Raw genomic sequence first — 25,943 nt, 5'->3', positions numbered from 1 at the left:
TCACAAAGCACTCGCTAAGATATTATAAATCTCATGAGATTGGTTATGGAGTTACAGCGATGGAAATCAAATTGCACGCCAATGCCACCACCACGCCGCGGATCCGTCGCTATCTGCAACAATCCAATAAAAGCGACAGAGAACTGGCTACGGAGCTGGGTATTTCCGTGACGACCGTGCGGCGATGGCGCAATCGCGATCGGGTTTCTGACAACCATACGATCCCAAAAATGATACACAAAGCGATGAGACAAGAGCAGGTTGATCTTGTTAATGCGCTGCGTGATATCACGGGCGCACCGCTGGATGAACTCCTGCTGCTGGTTAACGCGGTGCTGGGGATTTCCGTTTCGCGGGCGACACTGAACCGATATCTCCGTCCCGCTCCTGCGAAACGCAAAGGCGATGAACTTCAGGGGAAAAAAGCGCTAAAGGCAGGCGTTTTACCCACAAAACTGCTGGTGCATCACCAGCCTTTATCGCTGCATATGGATGATGGCGGGGAGCAGCATCTGCTGTGGGGGCGCGAACCGGTGAGCGGCTGGTGTTATGCCCGGCTCTATGCGGGAATTTCATCACAGCTGCTGAATAACTGGATGTGTGAGTTGCTGAACGCCTGTCCGGCTGATATCCAATCTGTTGAGACTTCCGGTTTTGAACCCGACTTACCCGCGGGTGAACCTGTCGTAAAAGTACAGCCGACCAGGCACAAGGCCGTGCAGGTTGCGGTACCGCTCGGCGACATCATTCCACGAGTGAATGCTGTTCCGTTAGGGCAGGTGTTGATCGAGATGTGCGAGTTTTACAATCGGGGCAAAGCGCAGAAAAAGCTGGGAGAGAGCACGCCGCAGGCCTTTCTGGAAGCGCTGCGGCGTAAGGATTAGAGAATCTCGAGCACCTCTTCCGGCGGGCGTCCAATACGCGCCTGACCGTTTGCGACCACAATGGGGCGCTCAATCAGTTTCGGATTTTCAACCATCGCCTGAATCAGCTCAGCCTCGGTTAGACGACTGTCATTCAGATTGAGCGACGTATACAGATCCTCTTTATGGCGCATTAGCTCTCTGGCACTGCCCATTCCCAGCATGTGCAGCAGCTGACGAAGCGTCTGTGCATCTGGCGGTGTCTCCAGATACAGCACCACTTCCGGGTCAATGCCGTTCGACTTCAACAGGCTAAGGGTGTCGCGGCTCTTCGAACAGCGTGGGTTGTGGTAGATTTTTACCGCGTCTGTCATGACCTGAATTCTCCTTTATTACATCTTCTCGTACGGCTTAAAGCGCTGCTGCAGACCGCGAAGCTGATCGATACGTGCATCGTAACGGGCCTGTTGCAGACTGCCGAGCTTAACCTGGGAACTGGCACTGCTCAGGAGGGAAATCGCCTGATCAAGACGTCCCACCAGGGCAAAGCCTTCGGCGCGTGCCGCAAGCTCTTGATCGCGATTGCCCAGCTGCGCTTCTGCCTGGGCAAGCAGATCCCAGCCGTTCTGATCGTCTTTATTGTTAAAGGTGTAGCGGTTCAGAATGTTCGCCGCTTCAGCAGGCTGACCACCCTGTAAGTAAGCATTCGCCAGGTTAAGCTGCAGCACCGGGTTAGTCCGCACCTCTTTTGCCCCTTTCAGGCGATTAATCGCATCGGTGGCTTTTTTCTGCCCCAGATCGATATCCGTGGCGAGATCGAGATACCACGGGTTATTCGGATCGGCGGCGAGAAGTGGCTGCAGCGTTTTACGCGCTTCGTCATATTTGCTGGCTTCCATCGCCTGTAACGCCTGGCCATACTGAGCCGCGTTTTTCTCACGCACGTTGCCTTTCGCCAGCGCATCCAGCAGGTCACTGGTCAGCTGGTTACGCCCGGAATTGTACATTCCAAGCGTTCGCACTTTTGCCATGTAGAAATCCTGCGACGACTGAACCACGACCGGGCGCATCTGGTTGGCACGGTTACGCGCATCCGACAGACGGCTTTCCGGTAAGGGGTGCGTCAGCAAAATTTCCGGCGGACGGGAGGAGTAGCGCGCCTGGTCGAGCAGCTTTTCGAGGAAGCTCGGCATGGCCTGCGGGTCAAAGCCCGAACGTTGCAGCACCTGAATGCCAATACGATCCGCTTCCTGTTCATTTTGCTGGGTGAAACTGATCATCCCCTGACGTGTTCCCGCCAGCGTACCGGTTAACGCCGCCATCCCGGCCTGCGGGCTGGCCATTGCCAGCAGAATGGAACCCAATGCGCCAACCCAGGTCAGCGGAGCGTTACGCTTCTGGTCTTCCATTGCACGGGCAAGGTGGCGCTGGGTGACGTGAGAGATTTCGTGCGCCATGACCGAGGCCAGCTGACTTTCGTTATCAGAGTAACGGAATAACGCCGAATGCAGCACCACGTTGCCGCCAAAGAAGGCGAAGGCGTTGATTTCGTCATTATTGATTAAATAGAAGTGGAAGGGGGTTTTTACCGAGTTCGCGTGCGCGACCAGGCGCATGCCCAGCCCGTTAATGTACTGAACCAGCAACGGGTCGTTAATCAGCGGCGCGCTGCCACGCAGCTGACGAACGTAATAATCCCCCATCTGCATTTCCTGCCCAATGGAGAGCGTGCTTCCTGCTGTAGTGCCCATGTCCGGCAATGAATCGGACGAGTCAGCGAAAGCTGGCAACACCTGACCGACCGTCAGTGCGGCAATCAGTGTCGCAACCAGTGTTTTTCTCAACTGCCTGAACATAACCACTGTCCTGTATTTGGGATGTGCTAATTTGACCGATGAACCGGCATATCGTTCATCTCCACTGCCCTGCGAGTGTAGCCGTGTTGAGGCATGAAGAAAATCCCATTCATCAGGGTTTTGCGGATCGTGGCAGGGAGACAAAAAGCGAAAGTCTTTTTTGTGACAGTTAGATACAATTCACGTTCTCACTCCCGCCATCCGATTCAGGGAAGGGTTGTATGCTCGAAATGTTAATGCAGTGGTACCGCCGTCGGTTTAGCGACCCGGAAGCCATTGCTTTGTTGGTTATTCTCGTCGCCGGGTTCGGCATTCTGTTCTTCTTCAGCGGTCTTCTCGCCCCCCTGCTGGTCGCGATTGTGCTGGCGTACCTGCTGGAGTGGCCAACGGCGCGTCTGGAAAATATAGGCTGTTCCCGTCGCTGGGCGACCAGTATCGTCCTGGTGCTGTTTGTCGGCATTCTGCTGTTAATGTCGTTTGTCGTTATGCCTGTGGCCTGGCAACAGGGGATTTACCTTATCCGCGATATGCCCGGCATGCTGAATAAGCTTTCTGATTTTGCCGCCACGCTGCCGCGCCGATATCCCGCCCTGATGGATGCCGGGATCATTGATGCGATGGCCGAAAACATGCGCGCCCGCATCATGACAATGGGCGATTCCGTGGTGAAATATTCCCTGGCGTCGCTGGTAGGGTTGCTCACGCTGGCCGTCTACCTTGTCCTCGTTCCGTTAATGGTTTTCTTCCTCGTCAAAGATAAAGAGCAGATGCTGAACGCGGTGCGGCGCATTCTGCCGCGTAATCGCGGGCTGGCCGGGCAGGTGTGGGAAGAGATGAACCAGCAGATCACCAACTACATTCGCGGCAAAGTGCTGGAGATGATTGTGGTGGGTGTGGCTACCTGGATTGGTTTTTTAATTTTCGGGCTTAACTACTCGCTGCTGCTGGCGGTGCTGGTGGGGCTGTCGGTGCTCATTCCCTACATCGGTGCCTTTGTGGTGACCATTCCGGTTGTCGGCGTTGCGCTGTTCCAGTTTGGTCTGGGGACCGAGTTCTGGAGCTGCTTCGCGGTGTACCTGATCATTCAGGGACTGGATGGCAACCTGCTGGTGCCGGTGCTGTTCTCAGAAGCGGTGAACCTGCATCCGCTGGTGATTATCTTATCCGTGGTGATTTTCGGCGGGCTGTGGGGATTCTGGGGTGTGTTCTTTGCCATTCCGCTGGCAACGCTGATCAAAGCAGTGGTTCACGCGTGGCCGGATGTGCCTGCGGTTGAGGATAAGTAGATAGTTGTGCGGCCTGATACCCTCTCCCGTGGGGAGAGGGGCAAATATCAAAAACGGTAACCTGCGTTACCGTATTGCATTTACCGCGTAGGTCGGGTCAGGCGAAGCCGCGGCCCAACGATCAGGCGCTTTGTTTGAGCCAGTTCAGCACCACGTCGTGGTGGTTGCTGGTTTTGAAGTCATCAAACACATGTTCAACTTTACCGTCAGCGTCAATCAGGAAGCTGATACGGTGAATGCCGTCGTAGGTTTTGCCCATGAAGGTCTTCTCGCCCCAGACGCCAAACTGCTCGCATACCTGGTGGTCTTCGTCAGAAAGCAGCGTAAAGTTAAGCAGCTCCTTTTCAGCAAATCGTGACAGCTTTTCTGGCTTATCGGTGCTGATACCCAGCACTTCCACGCCGACTTTTTTCAACTCGTCCATGTTGTCGCGTAAGCCGCAGGCCTGTACGGTGCAGCCCGGGGTCATGGCTTTCGGGTAAAAATAGACCAGAACACGCTGTCCCTGGAAGTCGGTCAAATTTACTTGCTCACCATCCTGGTCAGGTAAGCTAAATTTCGGTGCGATGTCACCGGCTTTCAGTGGGTTCATTACTCAACTCCATCCTGTTCATGCTGCGAATAATTGACGACGCTTATACTGCCTTGCGCGTTTAATTCTGTACAGAGGGCTTTGAACGCTTGCTCGATATTTGACGCATCCTGCGAGGCAGGGCTGTGCGCGGTAATCTGAATAAAAAGGGTGGGAATGGCGCTGCCGTCACCCGGCTGCGTTCGGGAAACGAGTTCGGCAATATTCATCTGATGGCTGTCAAATAACGCGGTGAAGCGCTCAATCAGATGGGGGGAATCGGGGACTTCAACCTGCACCCAGACGGTCGCGGGCAGGGCCGGACGTGGGCGAGCAGTAGTGCGTTTCATCACGATCAGCAAATCCAGCTCCGCACCTTTGAGCGGCAGGGTCGATTCGATAAGGGTAATGGCATTCCATGTCCCGGACAGCAGCATAATAAACGTGAACTCTTCGCCCAGCATAGCCAGACGACTGTCCTCGATATTACAGCCGCAGCTGCTCACATGGCGGGTGATGGTGTTCACGATACCCGGCCTGTCAGCACCCAGCGCAGTGATAACCAGGTAATGTTGTGATGAGGTTGTCAAACCTGTTCTTCCTTTGCATGGTTAAGTCTTCCTAAGGAAAGCATAAAAAAAACATGCATACAACCGCCTGAGGGCCTCACGTCGCTTGCTTTTATTACAGTTCCAAACGTACCATTGAGGCTCTTGTTCGCACAGAGGATGGCTCATGTTCACGGGAAGTATTGTCGCGCTTGTTACACCGATGGATGAAAAAGGTAATGTCTGCCGGTCAAGCATGAAGAAGCTGATTGATTACCATGTCGCCAATGGAACCTCGGCGATCGTTTCGGTAGGGACTACCGGTGAATCTGCAACGCTAAGCCACGAAGAGCACGGCGATGTGGTGATGCTGACCCTGGAACTGGCTGACGGGCGTATCCCGGTCATCGCAGGGACAGGCGCTAACGCCACGGCAGAAGCTATCAGTTTGACCAAACGTTTTAACGACAGCGGCATCGTGGGCTGTCTGACGGTGACCCCTTATTACAACCGTCCTACTCAGGAAGGTCTGTTCCAGCATTTCAAAGCCATCGCAGAACATACTGACTTGCCACAAATTCTGTATAATGTGCCGTCCCGTACTGGCTGCGATATGCTGCCGGAAACCGTTGGTCGTCTCTCGAAAGTAAAAAATATTATCGGGATTAAAGAGGCGACAGGGAACTTAAGCCGCGTTCATCAGATCAAAGAGCTGGTTTCAGACGACTTTATCCTGTTGAGCGGCGATGATGCGACCGCACTGGACTTTATGCAGCTCGGTGGCCATGGCGTGATCTCCGTAACGGCGAACGTTGCGGCCCGCGATATGGCTGAAATGTGCAAACTGGCGGCTGCCGGTCACTTTGATGAAGCTCGCGTGATTAATCAGCGTCTGATGCCGTTGCATAATAAATTATTTGTCGAACCCAATCCGATCCCCGTGAAATGGGCGTGTAAGGAGTTGGGACTTGTAGCAACCGATACGCTGCGTCTGCCAATGACACCGATTACCGACCACGGTCGTGAAATTGTCACAGCAGCGCTGAAGCATGCCGGTTTGCTGTAGAGTTTAGGGAGATTTGATGGCTTATTCAGTACAGAAGTCGCGCCTGGCGAAGGTTGCGAGTGTTTCGCTTGTTATGCTGCTCGCTGCCTGTAGTTCAGACTCGCGCTACAAGCGCCAGGTGAGCGGTGATGAATCCTATCTGGATGCGACCCCGCTTGCTGAACTTCACGCACCGGCTGGTATGATCCTGCCGATTCAGAACGGCGATTACAATATTCCCGTGACCAACGGCAGCGGCCTGGTCGGTAAAGCGCTCGATATTCGTCCGCCAGCACAGCCTCTGGCGCTGGTGAGCGGGGCGCGTACCCAGTTCACCGGTGATACGGCGTCGCTGCTGGTTGAAAGCGCCCGCGGTACCACCCTGTGGCCGCAGGTTGTGAGCGTCATTCAGGCGAAGAACTACACCATCGATAAACGTGATGATGCCAGCCAGACCTTAACCACCGACTGGATCGAGTGGAACCGTCTGGACGAAGATCAGCAGTACCGTGGGCGTTATCAAGTCTCCGTTAAACCTCAGGGGTATCAGCAGGCGGTTACCGTTAAGCTGTTGAACCTGGAGCAGGCGGGTAAACCGGTTGCGGATGCCGCATCAATGCAGCGTTATAGCACTGAAATGCTGAACGTGATTGCCGCGGGTCTGGATAAGAACGCCAGCGACGCCGCTAACGCAGCGCAGAGCCGCAACGGCGCGACGTTTGACGTTCAGAGCGGTGCGGATGACACCGGTCTGCCAATGCTGGTTGTGCGTGCACCGTTTAACCAGACCTGGCAGCGCCTGCCAGCGACGCTGGAAAAAGTGGGCATGAAAGTGACCGACAGCACCCGTTCAACCGGTAGCATGACGGCAACCTATAAGCCGCTGTCTGACAGTGCATGGCAGGAACTGGGCGCCACCGATCCACAGTTGGCTTCCGGCGACTACAAGATTCAGGTAGGTGACCTCGATAACCGCAGCAGTCTGCAGTTTATCGATCCGAAAGGCCACACGCTGACCCAGTCGCAGAACGATGCGCTGGTGGCCGTCTTCCAGGCTGCATTCAGCAAATAAATACGAGGGCTGGTTAATCCAGCCCTTTTTATTTTCGTGCTACGCAAACGTGTGCGTGGCATAATATCCCCAGTTTTGAACACCAATCATCACACCAGGAGTAATGAAGATGCAGAAGCAAGCTGAGTTGTATCGTGGCAAAGCGAAGACCGTATACAGCACGGAAAACCCGGATCTGTTGGTGCTCGAGTTCCGCAATGATACGTCAGCAGGGGATGGCGCACGCATTGAGCAGTTCGATCGTAAAGGCATGGTGAACAACAAGTTCAACCACTTCATTATGACCAAACTGGCCGAAGCGGGTATCCCGACCCAAATGGAAGCGCTGTTGTCCGATACGGAATGTCTGGTGAAAAAACTGGATATGGTTCCGGTTGAGTGCGTCATTCGTAACCGCGCAGCAGGCTCCCTGGTGAAGCGTCTTGGTATTGAAGAAGGTATTGAGCTGAATCCACCGCTTTTTGACCTGTTCCTGAAAAACGATGCCATGCACGATCCGATGGTCAATGACTCTTATTGCGAAACCTTCGGCTGGGTGAATAAAGAGAACCTGGCGCGCATGAAAGAGCTGACCTACAAAGCCAACGACGTGCTGAAAAAACTGTTTGATGACGCGGGTCTGATCCTCGTCGACTTCAAACTGGAGTTCGGCCTGTTCAAAGGCGAAGTGGTTCTGGGTGATGAGTTCTCTCCGGACGGCAGCCGTCTGTGGGATAAAGAAACGCTGGATAAAATGGACAAAGACCGTTTCCGTCAGAGCCTGGGTGGCCTGATTGAAGCGTACGAAGCGGTTGCTCACCGTTTAGGCGTTAAGCTCGACTAACTCCCTCATCGCCAAAGGATATGTATATCCTTTGGCGTCTTACCCTTGTTTCCTATGGTAATCTTGCCGTTAACCGCCTACGATCATAGCTATTATTAATGGAATAGTTCGAGGTGGTTATGCGCTGGCAAGGGCGTCGTGAAAGTGACAATGTAGAAGACAGGCGCAGCGATAGCGGCGGCGGTCCTTCAATGGGTGGGCCTGGCTTCCGGTTACCCAGCGGAAAGGGCGGTATTATTCTGCTGATTGTGGTGCTGGTCGCGGGGTACTACGGTGTCGATCTGACCGGTTTAATGACCGGCCAGCCTCTGCAGCAACAGCAGCATTCTGAGCGCTCAATCAGCCCTAACGAGGATGAAGCGGCCAAATTTACCTCCGTTATTCTCGCCACCACAGAAGAAACCTGGGGTCAGCTGTTCGAGAAAATGGGGCGTACCTATCAGCAACCCAAGCTGGTGATGTACCGTGGTGCCACCCGTACCGGATGCGGCACCGGACAATCGGTTATGGGGCCGTTCTACTGTCCGGCAGACAGCACCGTCTATATCGATCTCTCTTTCTATGATGACATGAAACGCAAGCTTGGCGCTGACGGCGATTTTGCCCAGGGCTACGTTATTGCGCATGAAGTTGGGCACCATGTGCAAAAACTGCTGGGGATAGAACCCAAAGTACGCCAGCTTCAGCAAAACGCCTCTCAGGCTGAGGTAAACCGTCTTTCCGTACGCATGGAACTGCAGGCGGACTGCTTCGCGGGCGTCTGGGGGCACAACATGCAGCAGCAGGGCGTACTGGAATCCGGCGACCTGGAAGAGGCGCTCAATGCCGCGCAGGCTATCGGTGACGATCGTCTTCAGCAGCAGAGCCAGGGCCGCGTCGTGCCGGACAGCTTTACTCACGGCACGTCACAACAACGATACAGCTGGTTCAAACGCGGTTTCGACAGCGGTGACCCGGCGCAGTGTAATACCTTTGGCAAAGCCATGTAATGGTGGCGTTTGAACATCTGATTCGCGAGCTTGAGCGCAAAGGTCATCGTCGGCTGGTGGTGCTCAGCGGCGATGAGCAGTGGACATTCACGCAGGCATCAGCCCTGCGTGATGCCTTGCCCGGAGACTGGCTGTGGCTGGCGGATAACGCGTCCAGAGCCATCAGCGGGCTGCTGGGACGCGAGTTCCGGCACGCAATTTTTGATGCCCGCGCCGGGTTTGACGTCTCAGCCTTTGCGGCCCTGAGCGGGACGCTGCGTGCCGGTAGCCTTCTGGTGCTGCTGGTACCGCCCCCTGACGTGTGGGCGGAACAACCTGACAGCGATTCCCTGCGCTGGAGTGACAGCGCCGAACCCATCGCCACACCAAATTTTATTCACCACTTTTGCCGGACGATTGACGAGGATCCTGAGGCGATCGTCTGGCTTCAGCACCAGCCTTTATCGCTCCCTGCACGATCCGACGCCCCTGACTGGCAGCCTGCCAGCGGTGCGCCGCAGCGCGAGCAGGCTGAGATCCTGGCAGCACTCCTGGCCATGAAACGCGGCGTTGTGGCCGTTACGGCCCCGCGCGGACGCGGGAAGTCTGCGCTGGCGGGAATGCTGTTGAGCCGCACGCAGGGCAGTGCCATTGTCACCGCGCCATCAAAGGGGGCGACGGAGGTTATCGCCCGTTTTGCCGGCGAACGTTTTCACTTTATGGGCCCGGACGCGCTGCTGGCCTCTGAAGAGCAGGCCGACTGGCTGATTGTCGACGAAGCCGCCGCCATCCCCGGACCGCTGCTTGAAAAACTGGTCGACCGTTTCCCGCGCGTACTGCTGACCACAACGGTGCAGGGTTACGAAGGAACTGGAAGAGGCTTTCTGCTTAAGTTCTGTAGCCGGTTCAGCGGGTTGCAGCGGTATACCTTATCAACCCCGGTACGCTGGGCTGCAGGATGTCCTCTTGAGCGGGTCGTTGCCAGCGCACTGCTGTTTGACGATACGCTTATCGATCGCAGCCCAACAGGCGCCATACAGTTGACCTCTCTGGCTCCGGAAGCCTGGGCGAGCAACCCGGCGCTGGCGGCGAGTGTGTATGAGCTGCTTTGTGCGGCACATTACCGCACCTCACCGCTTGATTTACGCCGCATGATGGACGCGCCCGGCCAGCACTTCGCCGTCGCCCAAACGGACTCTGTCATTGCCGGGGCGCTCTGGCTGGTGGAAGAGGGGGGATTAACGGCGCAGCTCAGCCGTGCCGTCTGGGCGGGGTTCCGCCGCCCTCGCGGGAACCTGGTGGCGCAGTCCCTTGCCGCGCATGGCGGCTCCCCGCTGGCGGCAACGCTCAAAGGCCGACGGGTGACCCGAATAGCGGTACATCCTCGTCGTCAAAGGGAAGGCATCGGACAGGCGCTGATCCGCAGCGCAAGCGGCGAGGATTACCTGTCGGTGAGCTTTGGCTATACCGATGAACTGTGGCGTTTCTGGCAGCGATGCGGCTTTGTGCTGGTGCGCATGGGCAGCCATCGCGAAGCCAGCAGCGGCTGTTATACCGCAATGGCCTTGCTGCCGCTCAGCGACGCGGGGCGACAGCTGTGTGAGCAGGCACATCAGCGACTGCGCCGCGATGCGCGCGTGTTATCGGCCCTGAACGGTGAAAAGATCCCGGTGGACGATGGCTGGGAGGCTACCCTTAATAGTGACGACTGGCTGGAGCTGGCGGGGTTTGCCTTTGCCCATCGCGCATTTTCTACCTCCGTCGCGGCGTTAACGCGGTTGCTGCTAAGCGTGGACATGCCGCTGCCCGCCCTGCGCGGGAAAGTGGAGGCGAGAAGTGATGACGCCCGGCTCAGCGCTGAACTGCTTCTTTCGGGGCGAAAAGCGTTACTGGCCAGGCTTCGCAGTGAAACGGCGCAAGCGCTTGAAAGCCTTGAACCTGCACGCTGTCAGCAGCTGAAAGACGACATTTTGCAATGGCAATTTTTTCAATGACTTCTTCAGTAAAGTGGCATGGTCATTCCTCCTGAGAGGCGTAGAATCCAGGCCATCAAATAAGGAGACCGCCATGAAACACGATCATTTTGTTGTTCAAAGCCCTGATAAACCGGCTAAACAGTTACTGCTTCTGTTTCATGGTGTTGGCGATAACGCCGTCAATATGGGCCAGATTGGCAGCTGGTTTGCCCCGATATTTCCGCAAGCGCTGATTGTCAGTATTGGCGGGGTGGAGCCGTGTGGTCCGAACGGACGGCAGTGGTTCTCCGTTCAGGGCGTAACGGAAGAGAACCGCCAGGCACGTATTGACGCCGTCATGCCTGTCTTTATCGACACCGTGCGTTACTGGCAGCAACAGAGCGGCGTTGGTGCCGATGCGACCGCGCTGATTGGCTTTTCGCAGGGGTCTATCATGTCCCTGGAGAGCGTAAAAGCGCAGCCAGGCCTGGTGTCGCGTGTGATTGCTTTTAACGGTCGCTTTGCGACGTTACCGCAACGCGCGACGACGCAGACCACGATCCATCTGATCCACGGTGGTGAAGACCGCGTGATTGAACTTTCGCATGCGGTTGCCGCGCAGGAAGCACTGATCCGCGAAGGCGGGGATGTGACGCTGGATATTGTAGACGATCTGGGGCACGCGATTGATGACCGCAGCATGCAGTTTGCGCTCGATCATCTGCGTTATACCGTACCGAAGCACTACTTTGATGAAGCGCTAAGCGGTGGCAAGCCAAATGACGATGATATCGTCGAATTTATGTGATGTAGCCCCCTCTCCCGCAGGAGAGGGGACAGAGAATCACTTCTTCTGGTCTTTCTTCGGCCAGTCGTCATCATCGTCCCACTTATCGTTAAAATCACGATGCGGTGGAAGATCCGGTTTGTTGGCGAGAAACTTTTTGTGATCAACGCGCTTAAGATCTTTAATGACGTTAAGTAACACGCCGACCAGAAACACTAACACCAGAATCCACCAGTACTTTGAAAGCCAGTCCATTCGCTATTCCTCTCAGAGCGTTCGTCAGGCGACGAGTTGCTCCATAATTCGTTGATACATACGGGCCAGCAGCTGCAAATCAGCAGCATTCACACATTCATTGATTTTATGAATGGTTGCGTTCACCGGCCCCAGTTCGACAACCTGGGCCCCCATCCGGGCAATAAAGCGTCCGTCTGAGGTGCCACCTGTCGTCAGCAGTTGTGGCTTAATTTCATTATAGTGCTCGATGGCGTTCACTACCGCATCCACCAGTTTGCCGCGCTGGGTCAGGAACGGCTGGCCGGAAAGCCACCAGTCCACGGTGTAACGCAGATTATATTTTTCCAGCAGCGCGATAACGCGCGCTTTGATCATCTCATCGGTCAGTTCAGTGCTGAAGCGGAAGTTAAACTGGACAAAGAAATCACCCGGGATCACGTTGTTGCTGCCGGTACCGGCCTTCAGGTTTGCAATCTGCATGCTGGTCGGCGGGAAGAACTCATTGCCTTTATCCCACTCGATGGTCACCAGTTCGTTCAGCATCGGTGCCGCGCGATGGACCGGGTTATCGGCCAGGTGTGGATAGGCAACGTGCCCCTGAACGCCATGAAGGGTCAAATTGCAGGTCAGCGAACCACGGCGACCATTTTTGACGACGTCTCCCACCACTTCCGTACTGGACGGCTCGCCGACCAGGCAGTAGTCGAGACGCTCATTGCGGGCCATCAGCGCCTCAACGACCTTCACGGTGCCGTTATGGGCGCTGGCTTCTTCGTCAGAGGTGATCAGAAACGCGAGGCGGTTTCTGTGGTTCGGATGTTGGGCAACGAAGCGCTCTGCCGCCACGACCATCGCCGCCAGCGAGCCTTTCATGTCTGCCGCACCGCGCCCGAACAACATGCCATCGCGGATGGTCGGTTCAAACGGCGGGTTGATCCAGCGATCCGCATCACCTGCGGGAACGACGTCGGTATGTCCGGCAAAGGCCAGCGTTTCGCCCTGACCGCGCCACGCCCAGAAGTTCTGTGTGTCGCCAACGTCCATGCGTTCAACGGTGAAACCGATGGCACGCAGGCGCTCAATCATTAATGCCTGACAACCTGCGTCGTCCGGGCTAAGGGAGGGACGGCGAATAAGCTGCTGAGTCAGCTCAATGACCGGGCATGACATAAACTACACCTCAACGAAAAAAGTCGGAATAAAGGGTTTCACTGAAACCCAGCAGCATAGGCTGCCCGGGCGCGCAGAGCAATGGGCGTTTGATGATTGCCGGCATTTCGAGCATCAGTTTGGCGGCACTGTCGGCGTCGGTGATGCCAGCCCGGACGGCTTCATCCAGTTTACGCCAGGTGGTACCACGGGTATTCAGCAGCGCCTCCCAACCCAGTTCCGTGATAGCGGTATGCAGAAATTCTGCATCAAGCCCGTCAACGCGATAGTCATGGAAACGGTACTCCACGTTGTTCGCTTCCAGCCAGCGGCGTGCTTTTTTGATGGTGTCGCAATTTTTAATGCCGTACATCACAACCATGGTGAATCCTTTTGTTCTTATGATGATTAAATGTTCAGTAATTTCGAAGATATATCCTTAAGTGGAATATAACACATTCAGGAATTGTCTTGATTTACACTTCTTCTTAATTCAACTCACAACTGTACGCTGAATATTCTTTCATCATTTAAGCATAGATGTCCATAAGACCGAAAATGCTAATGAACTCAGGCGGTAATTTAAATCTCACCTGCCTGTATGGTTATTTCAAAATATTGCTGAGCGTCACACAAAATTTAAGGCCCTGCGTTCATATTTATCATAAATCCCTGACAGTAGCGGGGTACAATCACAGCGATAGGTTAGACGGTCTTCACAATGATGATACGTTTTCGTAGAATGCGCATAATAATAAGAGAGGTAGTTATGATTGAACGTGAACTGGGGAACTGGAAAGATTTTATCGAAGGCATGCTTCGTAAATGACATTCAGTAAGAATTGCAAGAGCACTTAAATAAGTAAAATAACCATAGTGTGAATTAATCACACACCCTAAAAGGCGGCCCTGAGAGCCGCCTTTTTTATTACGTACTGTTATTCAGGACGTTCCTTCAGCGGGAAGCGGCGACGCACCAGCACAAAGAACAGCGGCACAAAATAAATGGCCAGGACGGTTGCCGAAATCATGCCTCCCATCACCCCTGTACCTACCGCATGCTGGCTGCTGGAGCCCGCACCGGTGCTGGTTGCCATCGGTAATACCCCAAAAACAAATGCCAGCGACGTCATCAGGATCGGACGCAAGCGCTGACGGCAGGCGTGCAGTGTGGCCGCCATCAGCTCGTGGCCTTTGGCATTCATCTCGTTGGCAAACTCAACAATCAGGATCGCGTTTTTCGCCGACAGGCCGATCACGGTGAGCAGCCCTACCTGGAAGTACACATCATTCTCCAGACCGCGCATCCAGGTCGCCAGCAGCGCACCGATGACGCCAAGCGGCACCACCAGCATGACCGAGAACGGAACGGACCAGCTTTCATACAGCGCGGCAAGACAGAGGAAGACCACCAGCAGGGAAAGCGCGTAGAGCGCAGGCGCCTGTGCCCCGGAGAGCCGCTCCTGATAAGACATCGCCGTCCACTCCAGCCCAAACCCGGCAGGCAGCTGTTGCACCAGTTTCTCCATGGTGTCCATGGCGGTACCGGTACTGACGCCCGGCGCGGCTTCACCGACGATTTCTACCGCCGAATAGCCGTTATAGCGTTCCAGACGCGGCGAACCACTCTCCCAGTGCGACGAGGCGAACGCCGAGAACGGCACCATCCCGCCTGCGTTATTACGAACAAACCAGCGGTTAATATCATTCGGCAACATACGGAACGGCGCGGCGGACTGGACATACACTTTTTTCACACGCCCACGATCCATAAAGTCATTCACATAGCTTGAGCCCCAGGCCGTCTGCAGGGTGTCGTTAATGTCGTCGATGGAAACACCCAGAGCCTGCGCCTTACGCTGATCAATATCCACCTGCAGCTGCGGGCTGTCATCCAGGCCGTTATGACGAACGCGGGTCAGGTCAGCGTCTTTGCCCGCCAGCGCTAACAGCTTATCGCGCGCCGCCATCAGCGCCGTGTGGCCTGCACCGGCGTGATCCTGCAGTTCCATGTCAAACCCGGCAGAACTGCCCAGCCCGCTAATGGCCGGTGGGCTGCTGGCAAAGACGCGCGCTTCGTTGATCTTCGTAAACGCGTGGGTTGCGCGTTCAATGATGGCCGACGCGGTCCCCGTTTTTGTGTCGCGCTCGTCCCAGTCCTTCAGGCGTACAAACATACGGGCAACGTTCTGCCCGTTACCGCCCGGGCCAGAGCCCACGGTGGAGAAGACCGACACCACATTATCTTTCTCCTGGGTGAAGAAGTACTGTTCGACTTTTTCGACCACTTTTAGCGTCTGCTGCTGCGTCGCGCCGCTCGGAAGTTGCACGGAGGTGGTGAACATTCCCCGGTCCTCCATCGGCAGGAACGAGGTAGGCAGATGCAGGAACAGCCAGACCATTCCACCCAGCAGCACTACGTAAATCAGCATCCAGCGCAAGCTGCGGTGCAGCACTTTACCGACGGCGGATTCATAACGCGCGGCATTGCGGTTAAACATGCGGTTAAACCAGCCGAAGAACCCTTTCTGACCATGCTGCTCGCCTTTGTGCAAAGGCTTAAGAAGGGTAGAGCAGAGCGCAGGGGTCAGGATCAGCGCCACCAGTACCGAAAGCACCATTGCCGAGACGATGGTTATCGAGAACTGGCGGTAAATGGCGCCGGTTGTGCCGCCAAAGAAGGCCATCGGGATAAAGACCGCCGAAAGCACCATGGCGATGCCGACTAACGCGCCCTGTATTTGCCCCATCGATTTACGCGTGGCCTGGCGCGGGGAAAGGCCTTCCTCGCTCATGATGCGCTCGACGTTTTCAACCACCACGATGGCGTCATCCACCAGAAGGCCAATTGCCAGCACCATTGCAAACATCGTCAGCGTGTTGATGCTGTAGCCAAACGCGTAAAGCACCGCGAAGGTGCCCAGCAGGACCACGGGGACGGCTATGGTCGGGATCAGCGTCGCCCGGAAGTTTTGCAGGAACAGGTACATGACCAGGAAGACCAGCGCGATGGCTTCCAGCAGGGTCTTCACCACATCCTCAATCGACGCTTTAACGAAGGAGGTGGTTTCGTAGGCGACTTTGTATTCAAGGCCGTGAGGGAAATAGTTCGACAGCTCGTCCAGGCGGTCTAACACCAGTTTCGCCGTCGCCATTTCATTTGCGCCGGAGGCCAGTTTAATCCCCAGGCCGGAGGCGGGATTACCGTTAAAGCGGCTCAGGTAGTCGTACTTTTCCGCGCCCATTTCCACCGTGGCGACATCGCCCAGCCGCACTTCTGAACCGTCCTGATTCACGCGCAGGGTGATGTTGCGGAACTGCTCCGGAGTCTGAAGCAGCGATTGCGAGTTAATGGTGGCATTCAGGGCTTGTTTTTCGACGGAAGGCGTTCCTCCCAGCTGCCCTACGGCAATCTGGGCGTTCTGCGATTTGATGGCGTCCGTCACGTCAGTCGCCGTCATCTGGAAGCTGTTCAGCTTGTCAGGATCGAGCCAGATGCGCATTGAATATTGTGACCCGTAGGCGTCGATATCCCCTACGCCGTTAATACGGCTGAGCGGGTCCTGAATGTTACTGGCAACGTAGTCCGCAATATCCTGCTTATCCATGGAACCATCGGTGGAGACAAACGCGATGGTCAAAATATTGGTATCCCCCGTTTTACGTACGGTAACGCCCTGATTTTGCACTGCCTGCGGCAGTTTTCGCATGGCTGACTGCAGCTGGTTTTGTACCTGTTGCACCGCTTCATCCGGGTCAGTCCCGGCCGTAAAGCTCAGGGTCACCGTCGCCTGGCCCGTGGCACTGCTTTGTGAGGACATGTACATCAGGTTATCCAGACCCGTCATGTTCTGCTCGATAACCTGCGTCACGGTATTTTCCAGCGTCTGTGCCGAGGCGCCGGGGTAGTTTGCTGTGACACGCACGTTAGGAGGTGCCAGATCGGGGTATTGCTCAACGGGAAGTGAAGTAATGGCCAGGACACCTGTCAGACACAACAGAATGGCAAGTACCCAGGCAAAAATGGGGCGATCGATGAAAAAATTCGCCATGAAAAATTGACCTCGTTTTGCTGCACGTCATTATTGTTTATTGCCCGCACCACTTTAGCGGCAAGACGAAGACCAAACGTGGAGAAATAAAGGAGATAATGTAAATTATCATGCGCGTTTCTCTGCGCTGCCCCCTTTACGGTTATTTACCTGTTAACGCCAGCGACGAAGGGAATGTCACGCTCACCTGTGTTCCCCCATTTTGTGGCTGCGAAAAGTGCAGGATACCGCCGAGCCGTTCCGCGCGTTCACGCATAATATTCAGCCCGTAATGTCCCGGCGGCTCGCTGGCTTCGCCAATCCCGATGCCATTGTCGCGAATGCTCACGCTGTGCGTGCCGTCCACGGCGGTGATACAGCTTACGGTGATCTCGCTGGCCTGCGCGTGCTTGATTGCGTTCAACACCGCTTCACGCACGATCTGCAGCAGATGCACCTGCTTTTGTGCGTCAAGGGCCAGCGAGGAGAGGCGACAGTCAAGATGCAGCTTTGCCTGCGTCTGGCTCTGCAGACCGTCGAGTGACTCCTGAAGGGCTGCCGGCAGGTTAGCGTGGTTGAGCGTCAGGCGGAAGGTGGTGAGCAGCTCGCGAAGCTGATGCCAGGCATTGTTAAGCTCGCGGGAGAAGTCGGTGATGATGGTCTGCGCGGGGGCATTCTCTTGCGGTACGGCACGCTTAAGCAGCGCAAGCTGGATCCGCAGATACGACAACACCTGCGCGAGGGAATCATGCAGTTCGCGGGCAATCGTCGCCCGCTCTTCCATCAACAGCAACTGCTGGTAATGCTTTTGTGCCTGGTTGAAGTAAAGCCCGCGCCCGAGCATTGTCGCCACGCTTCTCATCAGCGGAAGCGGGACGCTGTCCGTCTCGCTCTGCCAGCGCAGCTCGCCGTAGAGCGTGTCCTGCATCAGCACCGGCAGGTTTTGCAGCGGCATGTCGGCTGCCTCACTCCCTTCACACAGACGCCAGTCGTCGCTGGTCCGTAACTCCAGATAATTCATCCGGGTGTATTCATGGACGATTTGCAATATATGCCGGAAACAGTGGCTGTCTATCTGTCCGGTGTTGAGCGCCTGCGAACATTTGAACAGCATTTCGAGCTGCTGGTGCGCCTCGTTCAGGTGCCGGGTCTTTTCCGCAACTGAATCTTCAAGCGAGCGATAGAGGGTGTGTAACTCCGCCGACATATGGTTAAAGGCCCGGGACAGCTGACCGAGTTCATTCGGCAAAGCGGTATCCGGTGCCGGGGTATCAAATTGTCCCCGTTCAACGCGTTCGCTTGCGGCGACCAGATTGTTGAGTGGCAAGACCACCTGACGACGGATGCGTCGCAGGGTAAACACCGTCAGCAGCAGGATCCCCAGCGCGCCAGCCAGCGAGAGCAGGGTCACTGTCTGAATTTTATGTTCGGTATAGTGCTGAAGGGCGAGCACAAAGGCATCAATACGGCCAACAAAATCTTCGATATGGGTTTGATACCACGCGAGATCGCCGCGGGCGATGTGCGTATCCATCTCCTGCCAGGCCAGATGCAGCTGCTGGTAGCGCTGTTTGACATCGTCCGGCACGTACCAGCGGTTCAGCTTTTGTAGTGCAGGTGCGCTCAGGGTGTGTTGCCAGTGTTGGCGATGCTGTGTCAGGGAAGGGCTATTGCGCTGCATCTCATAGCCCAGCCGGTAACTCTGCATACGCAGTGAACCCGCAATATTGATGGCTTCGGCGTCACGCTGGCTGCTGGCAAGCGTCAGCAGCGCGACGGTGCTGGTCAGAACGGATAACACAATCATCGAAAAGAAAGCCCAGGCCAGGCTTGCGGAAACAGGGCGTTTAACGGTCACAGAACGGCTTCCTGAATAAAATTGATCTGCCACAGGTTCACTGGAAATAGTTTGGCATTCCGGGCAATTGAACATTGCCTGACGACGCTGTGATGAGTAAATACCATATTCATACAAAGAATAAGGTTATTGAACCAAAAACAGGTGTCGTTATGAATCGTTTTATTATGGCTAACAGCCAGCAATGTATTGGGTGCCACGCCTGCGAAGTTGCCTGCGTAATGGCGCATAATGATGAGCAACATGTCCCGAGCAAGCGCCATTTCCATCCCCGTATTACGGTCCTTAACTCTGGCGCGCAGAACAGCCCCGTCACCTGTCACCACTGTGAAAATGCCCCGTGTGCACTCAGTTGCCCGAACGGCGCCATCAGCAAACGCGATGACAGCGTACAGGTGAATCAACAAAAATGCATCGGTTGTAAAGCCTGCGTGGTTGCCTGTCCCTTCGGCACGATGGAGATTATCGTTACGCCGCTCGACAACGGCAGTGCAAAAGCCTCGGCGTATAAATGCGATCTCTGCCTGACCCGCCCGCAGGGCCCGGCCTGTATCGAAAATTGCCCGGCAGATGTGCTGACGCTGGCGACGCCAGACGTGCTGGATAACCTGGCAAAATCGCGCCGTCAGCGCACCGCTAGGCTGGAGGCGCAGCCCTGGCACAGTGAGGCAGTCAGCGAGGAGACGGCACCCACCAAACTGCAGCAGATGCACAACACACCGCCACGCGGCGAGCCCGACAAACTGGCTGCCGAAGAGCGGGTTGGCCATTTCAATGAAATATACCTGCCGTTTCGGACCGAACAGGCCAGACGCGAGGCATCGCGCTGCCTGAAATGCGGGGAGCACAGCATATGTGAATGGACCTGCCCGCTGCACAACCACATTCCGCAGTGGATTGAACGGATTAACGCCGGTGACATCCTCGGCGCGGTTGAACTTTCTCATCAGACCAACTGTTTACCTGAAATTACTGGCCGGGTCTGCCCGCAGGACAGGTTATGTGAAGGTGCCTGCACCGTGCGCGATGCATCAGGGTCGGTGACCATTGGCAACCTCGAGCGCTACATCTCTGACCAGGCGCTGGCGCTGGGCTGGCGACCGGATATGTCTGACGTTTCTTCGGTGGGAAAACGCGTCGCGATTATCGGCGCGGGGCCTGCCGGACTGGCATGCGCGGATGTGCTGGTGCGCAGCGGGGTGAGCGTAACGGTCTATGACAGGCATCCCGAAATCGGCGGCTTGCTGACCTTCGGCATTCCGGCCTTTAAGCTGGATAAATCCCTGCTCGCACGACGCAGAGAGATTTTTACTGCGATGGGGGTTCACTTCGAGCTGAACTGCGACGTGGGCAGCGATGTATCGTTGTCTCAGTTGCAAACAGATTACGACGCCCTGTTCATTGGCGTGGGAACCTATCGTTCGATGAAAGCGGGCATCCCCCATGAAGATGCGCCGGGCGTCTACGATGCACTGCCGTTCCTGGTGGGGAACACGCGCCACGTCATGGGGCTGGACGCGACGGCCAACGAACCGTTTATCGACACCCGTGGGCTCAACGTGGTGGTGCTGGGCGGGGGGGATACCGCAATGGACTGCGTGCGCACCGCGTTACGTCACGGCGCGGCAAAAGTCACCTGCGCCTATCGCCGGGATGAAGCCAATATGCCGGGCTCGAAAAAAGAGGTGAAGAATGCGAAAGAAGAGGGAGCCGCATTTGAATTTAACGTCCAGCCCGTTGAATTGACCCTTGCTGCTGACGGCAAGGTTAACGGCATCCGGATGCTGCGCACCCGGATGGGAGAGCCGGATGCGCAGGGGCGTCGTCGACCCGTCCCGGTGGAGGGCAGCGAGTTTGTCATGCCGGCCGATGCGGTGATTATGGCTTTTGGCTTTAACCCACATGCCATGCCCTGGCTGGAAAGTCAGGGCGTCAACACCGATGACTGGGGGCGAATCATTGCCTCGGTGGAAAGCCGCTATCGTTACCAGACGTCTAACCCGCAAATTTTCGCCGGCGGTGATGCGGTGCGCGGCGCTGATCTGGTGGTGACGGCGATGGCGGAAGGGCGTCATGCGGCGCGGGGGATCCTCGACTGGCTTGAGGTCAGTGTGCCGAAAACGCACTAAACCAGGCGGGCGACAAAGCGGGTTTCACGGCGTACTATAGGAAGACTCATTGTGTCGTGGAGCCCGTATGACCCTGAAAATTGACGTTATCAAAGACAAAATCCTTTCTGAAAACTACTTTGTCCTGCGTAACATCACTTACGATTTAACCCGTAATAACGGTGAAGTGATCCGCCATAAACGCGAGGTCTATGACCGCGGCAATGGCGCCACCATTTTGCTCTATAACCGTGAAAAGCAGAGTGTGGTGCTGATCCGTCAGTTCAGGGTAGCAACATGGGTCAATGGCAACCCTGACGGCAGGTTGATTGAAACCTGTGCGGGCCTGCTTGATGACGACGAGCCGGAAGTGTGCATCCGCAAAGAGGCCGTCGAAGAGACTGGCTTTGAAGTGGGAGAGGTCAAAAAGGTCTTCGAGCTGTTTATGTCTCCTGGCGGCGTGACGGAAATCGTCCACTTCTTCATCGCGGAATACAGCGATGCGCAGCGTACTCACCGCGGCGGTGGCGTGGAAGATGAAGATATTGAAGTGCTGGAGTTGCCGTTTTCCCGGGCGCTGGAGATGATGCATGCCGGGGAAATCAGGGATGGTAAAGCTGTGATATTACTACAGTATCTTCAAACGACCGGGCTGATGAACGCCTCTTTCGAACGGTGATAGAATGTATTTCGGATAAATCTATCCGATAAATCCGATTGAGCAACCCGGGCGGGAACACGAAGATACAGCCCAGTTAAGCGTTTTCGTTCCGGGATTGTGCCATTCATGCGCTATTGCGTCTCTCTTCTCTGCCTGTTTTGCGTGCTCACCTCCTCGCAGGTGTGGGCTGCGCCTGCCCAGCAATTATTTTCTGACTGGCAGGTGACCTGCAATAACCAGAATTTTTGCCTCGCACGCAATACCGGTGAACACCGGGGGCTGGTCATGACGCTCAGCCGCAGTGCCGGCGCGAAAACCGACGCTACGCTGCGTATCGATCTCGGCGGCCTTGCTGACCCTGCCGTGAAAGAAGCGGATATTGCGCCGCGGTTGTTGCTGGATAAGGTTCCTCTCAAGCTGGATCGGCAGCACTGGCAGTTAACCCCGTGGCATCTGAAAAGTGATGATGCCGCCACCATCACGGCGTTTCTGAAAAATATCCAGGAAGGAAAAGCCCTGACCTTGCGCGGCGGTGACCAGGTTATCTCTCTGAACGGCCTGAAAGCCGCGCTGTTGTTTATTGACGCGCAGCAGAAACGTGTCGGGAGTGAAACGGCCTGGATTAAAAAAGGTGACGATCCGCCGTTAAGCGTGCCGCCTGCACCCGCCTTAAAAAAGGTGGCGGTAGTCAATCCGACGCCGACGCCGCTCTCCCACGCCGAATTGAACGACCTGCTGGATTATGGCACCTGGCGGATGAACAACAGCCAGTGCTCGCTCGATCCTAACCGCCGTGAAGTGCGCGTTACCGCGTTAACCGATGAAAAAGCATTGCTGATTATTAGCTGTGAGGCAGGGGCGTATAACACGGTCGATCTGGCCTGGCTGGTATCGCGCAAAAAGCCGTTTTCTTCCCGCAGTGTAAGGCTGCGTCTGCCTTTCACCCCTGCAGACGATAGCAGTGAAATCGAATTGATGAATGCCCGCTTTGATGAGAAAACGCGCGAGCTGACTACGCTCGCGCTGGGGCGCGGTATTGGCGATTGTGGGGTCCAGACGCGCTGGCGTTTTGACGGCCAGCGTTTCCGCCTGGTGCGTTATGCAGAAGAGCCCAGCTGCGATAACTGGAATGGGCCAGATGCCTGGGCCACGTTGTGGATCACGCGCTAAATTACGCTCAGCGCCTTCTCAACCACATTCTCAACGGTAAAGCCAAAATACGGGAACAGCTTGTCGGCAGGCGCCGACTCGCCGTACCCACGCATCCCGACGATAGCACCTTTCAGCCCGACATATTTGTACCAGTAGTCGGCGATACCCGCCTCGACGGCCACACGGGCTGCGACGTTAGAGGGCAGGACCGATTCACGGTAGGCCTCATCCTGAGCATCAAAAATGTCGGTGGACGGCAGGGATACCACGCGTACCGCATGACCTTCGGCGGTCAGTTTTTCCGCGGCCTTCACGGTAATTTCCACCTCAGAACCGGTAGCAATCAGAATGACATCCGGTTTGCCGCCGCTGTCTTTCAGGATGTACCCGCCGCGGGCGATATTTTTTACCTGCTCCGGCGTGCGTTCAATCTGGGCCAGGTTTTGCCGAGACAGAATTAATGCCGTTGGCCCCGTGTGGCGCTCAACCGCCAGCTTCCAGCCAACCGCCGCTTCGACCTGATCGCACGGACGCCAGGTGCTGAAGTTTGGCGTTAAACGCAGGCTCGCCAGCTGCTCAACGGCCTGGTGCGTGGGACCGTCTTCACCCAGACCAATCGAATCGTGGGTGTAGACCATGATCTGCCGCGCTTTCATTAATGCCGCCATACGCGCCGCGTTACGGGCATACTCAACGAACATCAGGAAGGTAGCAGTGTAGGGCACAAACCCGCCGTGATGGGCGATGCCATTGGCAATGGCGGTCATCCCGAACTCACGCACCCCGTAGTGGATATAGTTCCCGGCAATATCCTCTTTCAGCGATTTTGAGCCAGACCAGATCGTCAGGTTACTTGGAGCCAGATCCGCGGAGCCGCCCAGCAGTTCGGGCAGGAGGGGGCCGATGGCGTTAAGCGTGTTTTGCGAGGCCTTACGGGTGGCAATTTTTGCCGGGTTAGACTGCAGATTTTCAAGCAACGCCTGGGTTTTCGCTTCCCAGTCCTCCGGCAGGCCACCGCTCATGCGGCGCGAGAATTCAGCGGCCAGTTCCGGGTGGGCTTTTTGATAGGCGGCAAATTTTTCATTCCACGCGTGCTGGGCTTTTTCACCCTCTTCGCGGGCGTCCCACTCGCGGTAGATCTCTTTCGGGATCTCAAACGGCGGGTATTTCCAGCCCAGTTTCTGCCGGGTCAGCGCCACTTCTTCTTCACCCAGCGCCGCGCCGTGGGCTTCCTCTTTACCCGCTTTGTTCGGTGAGCCGAAACCGATGGTGGTGCGACAGATGATCAGGGACGGTTTGTCCTTCACGCTTTGCGCTTCCTGAATCGCTTTTTTCACCGCTTCTGGGTCGTGGCCGTCAATTTCATGCACTACGTGCCAGTGGTAGGCCTCAAACCGTTTTGCCGTGTCGTCGGTAAACCAGCCTTTGGTCTCCCCGTCGATGGAGATACCGTTGTGATCGTAAAATCCGATCAGCTTGCCCAGCCCCAGCGTGCCCGCCAGCGAACAGACTTCGTGAGAAATCCCCTCCATCAGACAGCCGTCACCCATAAACACATAAGTGTAGTGATCGACAATCTCGTGGTCTGGCTGGTTAAACTGCGCCGCCAGCGTGCGTTCGGCAATCGCCAGCCCGACCGCGTTGGCTAACCCCTGGCCGAGCGGCCCGGTGGTGGTCTCCACACCCGGCGTATAGCCTATCTCCGGGTGGCCCGGCGTTTTTGAGTGCAGCTGGCGGAAGTTTTTTAACTCGGATAGCGGCAGGTCGTAGCCGGAAAGGTGCAGCAGGCTGTAGAGCAGCATGGAGGCGTGGCCGTTAGAGAGAATAAAACGGTCACGATCGTACCAGCTGGGGTCGTTCGGGTTGTGCTTCAGGAAATCATTCCACAGCACTTCGGCAATGTCAGCCATGCCCATGGGGGCGCCAGGGTGGCCGGAATTGGCCTTCTGCACGGCATCCATACTGAGGGCGCGAATGGCATTGGCTAGCTCTTTACGGGACATAATTCACTCCGTGGCAAGGTTAAAGTTTGGCGGCAAGAAGATCTTCAAGTTTGCGCTGGTCGACGGCGAACAGGCGGATGCCTTCCGCCAGTTTTTCGACGGCCATTGCGTCCTGATTGTGCTCCCAGCGGAATTCCGCTTCGGTCATGGCTTTAGGTTTGGGGAGAACGGTTGATGTGGGCACCAGTTTGCGGATAACCGTCTCCTCTTTGTCCTGCAGCTCTTTAAGCAGGTTAGGGGAGATGGTCAGGCGGTCACAGCCTGCCAGGGCGAGGATCTGCTCGGTACGGCGGAAGCTGGCGCCCATCACGATGGTTTCGTAGCGGTGCTGTTTGTAATAGTCGTAGATATTACGCACCGATTTCACGCCCGGGTCCTCATCCACCACGTACGGATCCATCGGCTGTTTAGCCTGATACCAGTCATAGATTCGCCCGACGAACGGAGACACCAGGAAGACGCCGGCTTCGGCACAGGCGCGCGCCTGCGCAAAGGAGAACAGCAACGTCAGGTTGCAATGGATCCCCTCTTTTTCCAGAACTTCCGCCGCGCGGATCCCTTCCCAGGTTGAGGCCAGCTTAATCAGAATGCGCGATTTATCGATGCCCTGCTCCTGGTAGAGCTCAACCAGGCGGCGGGCTTTCGTGATGCTCTTCTCCTGGTCGAAGGAGAGGCGGGCGTCCACTTCGGTAGAGACGCGTCCCGGGATGCTTTTCAGAATTTCCGCACCGAAATTAACGGCCAGCTTGTCGCTCGCTTCGGCGACCTGCTGCTCCTGTGTTTTACCGCGCTGTTTACCGTAGTCGATAGCGTCATCAATCAGATGACTAAAATGAGCAAGACCGGCCGCTTTGAGCAGCAGCGAAGGGTTAGTGGTCGCATCTTCGGGCTGATAGTGGCGAATCGACTCGATATCACCGCTGTCGGCGACCACGGTAGTGAATTGTTTGATGCCGTCTAGTTGGTTCAT

23 protein-coding genes are annotated in these 25,943 nt (G+C 56.0%); 12 read left to right on the top strand and 11 right to left on the bottom strand.

Annotation, left to right across the window (positions count from 1 at the left end; translation table 11 throughout):
- Positions 1-59: 59 nt before the first annotated feature.
- The gene (locus ACMGG3_RS12270) at positions 60-884 is read left to right on the top strand and encodes an XRE family transcriptional regulator (RefSeq protein WP_414149209.1); all 825 of its coding nucleotides are present in this window, start codon (positions 60-62) and stop codon (positions 882-884) included.
- On the opposite strand, the gene arsC is transcribed toward ACMGG3_RS12270, so the two are convergent.
- Entirely contained in the window at positions 881-1,237 is a 357-nt protein-coding gene (gene arsC, locus ACMGG3_RS12265; RefSeq protein WP_414149208.1) for an arsenate reductase (glutaredoxin), read from the bottom strand. The genes ACMGG3_RS12270 and arsC overlap by 4 nt on opposite strands.
- 18 nt (positions 1,238-1,255) lie before the next feature.
- Positions 1,256-2,719, bottom strand: a complete 1,464-nt coding sequence (gene bepA, locus ACMGG3_RS12260; RefSeq protein ID WP_020883065.1) for a beta-barrel assembly-enhancing protease — start codon at positions 2,717-2,719, stop codon at positions 1,256-1,258.
- 221 nt (positions 2,720-2,940) lie between these two features.
- Here bepA and ACMGG3_RS12255 point away from each other — a divergent pair, with 221 nt between their 5' ends.
- Positions 2,941-4,005, top strand: a complete 1,065-nt coding sequence (locus tag ACMGG3_RS12255; protein ID WP_014171120.1) for an AI-2E family transporter — start codon at positions 2,941-2,943, stop codon at positions 4,003-4,005.
- 121 nt (positions 4,006-4,126) lie between these two features.
- Here ACMGG3_RS12255 and bcp read toward each other — a convergent pair whose 3' ends face one another.
- Positions 4,127-4,597 carry a thioredoxin-dependent thiol peroxidase gene (bcp, locus tag ACMGG3_RS12250; RefSeq protein WP_014171119.1) on the bottom strand — a complete coding sequence of 157 codons (471 nt, stop codon included), beginning with the start codon at positions 4,595-4,597 and terminating at the stop codon, positions 4,127-4,129.
- The gene (locus tag ACMGG3_RS12245; RefSeq protein WP_014171118.1) at positions 4,597-5,166 is read right to left on the bottom strand and encodes a glycine cleavage system transcriptional repressor; all 570 of its coding nucleotides are present in this window, start codon (positions 5,164-5,166) and stop codon (positions 4,597-4,599) included. Before ACMGG3_RS12245 ends, bcp begins: the two co-directional genes overlap by 1 nt.
- A gap of 145 nt (positions 5,167-5,311) precedes the next feature.
- Here ACMGG3_RS12245 and dapA point away from each other — a divergent pair, with 145 nt between their 5' ends.
- The 6 genes from dapA (at position 5,312) to ypfH (ending at position 11,795) form a co-directional block, all read left to right on the top strand.
- Positions 5,312-6,190 carry a 4-hydroxy-tetrahydrodipicolinate synthase gene (gene dapA / locus ACMGG3_RS12240; protein ID WP_014171117.1) on the top strand — a complete coding sequence of 293 codons (879 nt, stop codon included), beginning with the start codon at positions 5,312-5,314 and terminating at the stop codon, positions 6,188-6,190.
- A 16-nt stretch (positions 6,191-6,206) separates the two neighbouring features.
- Positions 6,207-7,241 (top strand): outer membrane protein assembly factor BamC, encoded by a 1,035-nt coding sequence (gene bamC, locus ACMGG3_RS12235; protein WP_020883067.1) that lies wholly within the window; start codon positions 6,207-6,209, stop codon positions 7,239-7,241.
- A gap of 109 nt (positions 7,242-7,350) precedes the next feature.
- Positions 7,351-8,064 (top strand): phosphoribosylaminoimidazolesuccinocarboxamide synthase, encoded by a 714-nt coding sequence (purC, locus tag ACMGG3_RS12230; protein WP_008501631.1) that lies wholly within the window; start codon positions 7,351-7,353, stop codon positions 8,062-8,064.
- 119 nt (positions 8,065-8,183) lie between these two features.
- Positions 8,184-9,053: a neutral zinc metallopeptidase gene (locus ACMGG3_RS12225; RefSeq protein WP_020883068.1), complete on the top strand. Its 870-nt coding sequence runs from the start codon at positions 8,184-8,186 to the stop codon at positions 9,051-9,053.
- Positions 9,053-11,026, top strand: coding sequence for a tRNA(Met) cytidine acetyltransferase TmcA (locus tag ACMGG3_RS12220; RefSeq protein ID WP_414149207.1), 1,974 nt, complete (start codon positions 9,053-9,055; stop codon positions 11,024-11,026). Before ACMGG3_RS12225 ends, ACMGG3_RS12220 begins: the two co-directional genes overlap by 1 nt.
- 73 nt (positions 11,027-11,099) lie before the next feature.
- Complete coding sequence (ypfH, locus tag ACMGG3_RS12215) at positions 11,100-11,795, top strand: esterase (protein ID WP_020883070.1); 696 nt, start codon at positions 11,100-11,102, stop codon at positions 11,793-11,795.
- Between the two features lie 36 nt (positions 11,796-11,831).
- Here ypfH and ACMGG3_RS12210 read toward each other — a convergent pair whose 3' ends face one another.
- From ACMGG3_RS12210 to ACMGG3_RS12200, 3 genes are read right to left on the bottom strand one after another with little or no spacing between them, the layout of a single operon-like run.
- The gene (locus ACMGG3_RS12210; protein WP_014171111.1) at positions 11,832-12,029 is read right to left on the bottom strand and encodes a YpfN family protein; all 198 of its coding nucleotides are present in this window, start codon (positions 12,027-12,029) and stop codon (positions 11,832-11,834) included.
- Positions 12,030-12,053: 24 nt separating this feature from the next.
- Complete coding sequence (gene dapE / locus ACMGG3_RS12205; protein ID WP_014171110.1) at positions 12,054-13,181, bottom strand: succinyl-diaminopimelate desuccinylase; 1,128 nt, start codon at positions 13,179-13,181, stop codon at positions 12,054-12,056.
- A 10-nt stretch (positions 13,182-13,191) separates the two neighbouring features.
- Positions 13,192-13,542: an ArsC family reductase gene (locus tag ACMGG3_RS12200; RefSeq protein WP_059305771.1), complete on the bottom strand. Its 351-nt coding sequence runs from the start codon at positions 13,540-13,542 to the stop codon at positions 13,192-13,194.
- A gap of 387 nt (positions 13,543-13,929) precedes the next feature.
- Between ACMGG3_RS12200 and ypfM the strand changes: the two genes are divergently transcribed.
- On the top strand, positions 13,930-13,989 hold the full coding sequence (gene ypfM / locus ACMGG3_RS12195) for a protein YpfM (protein ID WP_015572204.1): 60 nt from the start codon (positions 13,930-13,932) through the stop codon (positions 13,987-13,989).
- A gap of 109 nt (positions 13,990-14,098) precedes the next feature.
- Here ypfM and acrD read toward each other — a convergent pair whose 3' ends face one another.
- On the bottom strand, positions 14,099-17,212 hold the full coding sequence (gene acrD, locus ACMGG3_RS12190; RefSeq protein ID WP_014171108.1) for a multidrug efflux RND transporter permease AcrD: 3,114 nt from the start codon (positions 17,210-17,212) through the stop codon (positions 14,099-14,101).
- A 142-nt stretch (positions 17,213-17,354) separates the two neighbouring features.
- On the bottom strand, positions 17,355-19,049 hold the full coding sequence (narQ, locus tag ACMGG3_RS12185) for a nitrate/nitrite two-component system sensor histidine kinase NarQ (RefSeq protein WP_063924715.1): 1,695 nt from the start codon (positions 19,047-19,049) through the stop codon (positions 17,355-17,357).
- A 152-nt stretch (positions 19,050-19,201) separates the two neighbouring features.
- Between narQ and aegA the strand changes: the two genes are divergently transcribed.
- From aegA to ACMGG3_RS12170, 3 genes are all read left to right on the top strand, one after another.
- Positions 19,202-21,178, top strand: a complete 1,977-nt coding sequence (aegA, locus tag ACMGG3_RS12180) for a formate-dependent uric acid utilization protein AegA (RefSeq protein ID WP_414149206.1) — start codon at positions 19,202-19,204, stop codon at positions 21,176-21,178.
- 67 nt (positions 21,179-21,245) lie between these two features.
- Positions 21,246-21,836, top strand: a complete 591-nt coding sequence (nudK, locus tag ACMGG3_RS12175) for a GDP-mannose pyrophosphatase NudK (protein WP_020883075.1) — start codon at positions 21,246-21,248, stop codon at positions 21,834-21,836.
- A gap of 108 nt (positions 21,837-21,944) precedes the next feature.
- On the top strand, positions 21,945-22,988 hold the full coding sequence (locus tag ACMGG3_RS12170) for a DUF1176 domain-containing protein (protein WP_414149205.1): 1,044 nt from the start codon (positions 21,945-21,947) through the stop codon (positions 22,986-22,988).
- Here ACMGG3_RS12170 and tkt read toward each other — a convergent pair.
- Together tkt and tal are read right to left on the bottom strand one after the other, a co-directional pair.
- Complete coding sequence (gene tkt, locus ACMGG3_RS12165) at positions 22,985-24,973, bottom strand: transketolase (RefSeq protein ID WP_138278302.1); 1,989 nt, start codon at positions 24,971-24,973, stop codon at positions 22,985-22,987. The two genes, ACMGG3_RS12170 and tkt, sit on opposite strands and share 4 nt — an antisense overlap.
- 19 nt (positions 24,974-24,992) lie before the next feature.
- Positions 24,993-25,943, bottom strand: a complete 951-nt coding sequence (gene tal, locus ACMGG3_RS12160) for a transaldolase (protein WP_014171101.1) — start codon at positions 25,941-25,943, stop codon at positions 24,993-24,995.

This window comes from Enterobacter sp. BNK-18 (assembly GCF_047456135.1).
Taxonomy (GTDB): Bacteria; Pseudomonadota; Gammaproteobacteria; order Enterobacterales; family Enterobacteriaceae; genus Enterobacter; species Enterobacter ludwigii.
The sequence above is the reverse complement of the archived record's forward strand: the minus strand, read 5'-3'. Positions and strand labels throughout refer to the sequence as shown.

Bases quoted from the DNA above. Each gene is read 5' to 3' on its own strand.
- ACMGG3_RS12270 (WP_414149209.1), top strand. From the start codon at position 60: ATGGAAATCAAATTGCACGCCAATGCCACCACCACGCCGCGGATCCGT.
- arsC (WP_414149208.1), bottom strand. From the start codon at position 1,237: ATGACAGACGCGGTAAAAATCTACCACAACCCACGCTGTTCGAAGAGC.
- bepA (WP_020883065.1), bottom strand. From the start codon at position 2,719: ATGTTCAGGCAGTTGAGAAAAACACTGGTTGCGACACTGATTGCCGCA.
- ACMGG3_RS12255 (WP_014171120.1), top strand. From the start codon at position 2,941: ATGCTCGAAATGTTAATGCAGTGGTACCGCCGTCGGTTTAGCGACCCG.
- bcp (WP_014171119.1), bottom strand. From the start codon at position 4,597: ATGAACCCACTGAAAGCCGGTGACATCGCACCGAAATTTAGCTTACCT.
- dapA (WP_014171117.1), top strand. From the start codon at position 5,312: ATGTTCACGGGAAGTATTGTCGCGCTTGTTACACCGATGGATGAAAAA.
- bamC (WP_020883067.1), top strand. From the start codon at position 6,207: ATGGCTTATTCAGTACAGAAGTCGCGCCTGGCGAAGGTTGCGAGTGTT.
- purC (WP_008501631.1), top strand. From the start codon at position 7,351: ATGCAGAAGCAAGCTGAGTTGTATCGTGGCAAAGCGAAGACCGTATAC.
- ACMGG3_RS12225 (WP_020883068.1), top strand. From the start codon at position 8,184: ATGCGCTGGCAAGGGCGTCGTGAAAGTGACAATGTAGAAGACAGGCGC.
- ACMGG3_RS12220 (WP_414149207.1), top strand. From the start codon at position 9,053: ATGGTGGCGTTTGAACATCTGATTCGCGAGCTTGAGCGCAAAGGTCAT.
- ypfH (WP_020883070.1), top strand. From the start codon at position 11,100: ATGAAACACGATCATTTTGTTGTTCAAAGCCCTGATAAACCGGCTAAA.
- ACMGG3_RS12210 (WP_014171111.1), bottom strand. From the start codon at position 12,029: ATGGACTGGCTTTCAAAGTACTGGTGGATTCTGGTGTTAGTGTTTCTG.
- dapE (WP_014171110.1), bottom strand. From the start codon at position 13,181: ATGTCATGCCCGGTCATTGAGCTGACTCAGCAGCTTATTCGCCGTCCC.
- ACMGG3_RS12200 (WP_059305771.1), bottom strand. From the start codon at position 13,542: ATGGTTGTGATGTACGGCATTAAAAATTGCGACACCATCAAAAAAGCA.
- acrD (WP_014171108.1), bottom strand. From the start codon at position 17,212: ATGGCGAATTTTTTCATCGATCGCCCCATTTTTGCCTGGGTACTTGCC.
- aegA (WP_414149206.1), top strand. From the start codon at position 19,202: ATGAATCGTTTTATTATGGCTAACAGCCAGCAATGTATTGGGTGCCAC.
- nudK (WP_020883075.1), top strand. From the start codon at position 21,246: ATGACCCTGAAAATTGACGTTATCAAAGACAAAATCCTTTCTGAAAAC.
- ACMGG3_RS12170 (WP_414149205.1), top strand. From the start codon at position 21,945: ATGCGCTATTGCGTCTCTCTTCTCTGCCTGTTTTGCGTGCTCACCTCC.
- tkt (WP_138278302.1), bottom strand. From the start codon at position 24,973: ATGTCCCGTAAAGAGCTAGCCAATGCCATTCGCGCCCTCAGTATGGAT.
- tal (WP_014171101.1), bottom strand. From the start codon at position 25,943: ATGAACCAACTAGACGGCATCAAACAATTCACTACCGTGGTCGCCGAC.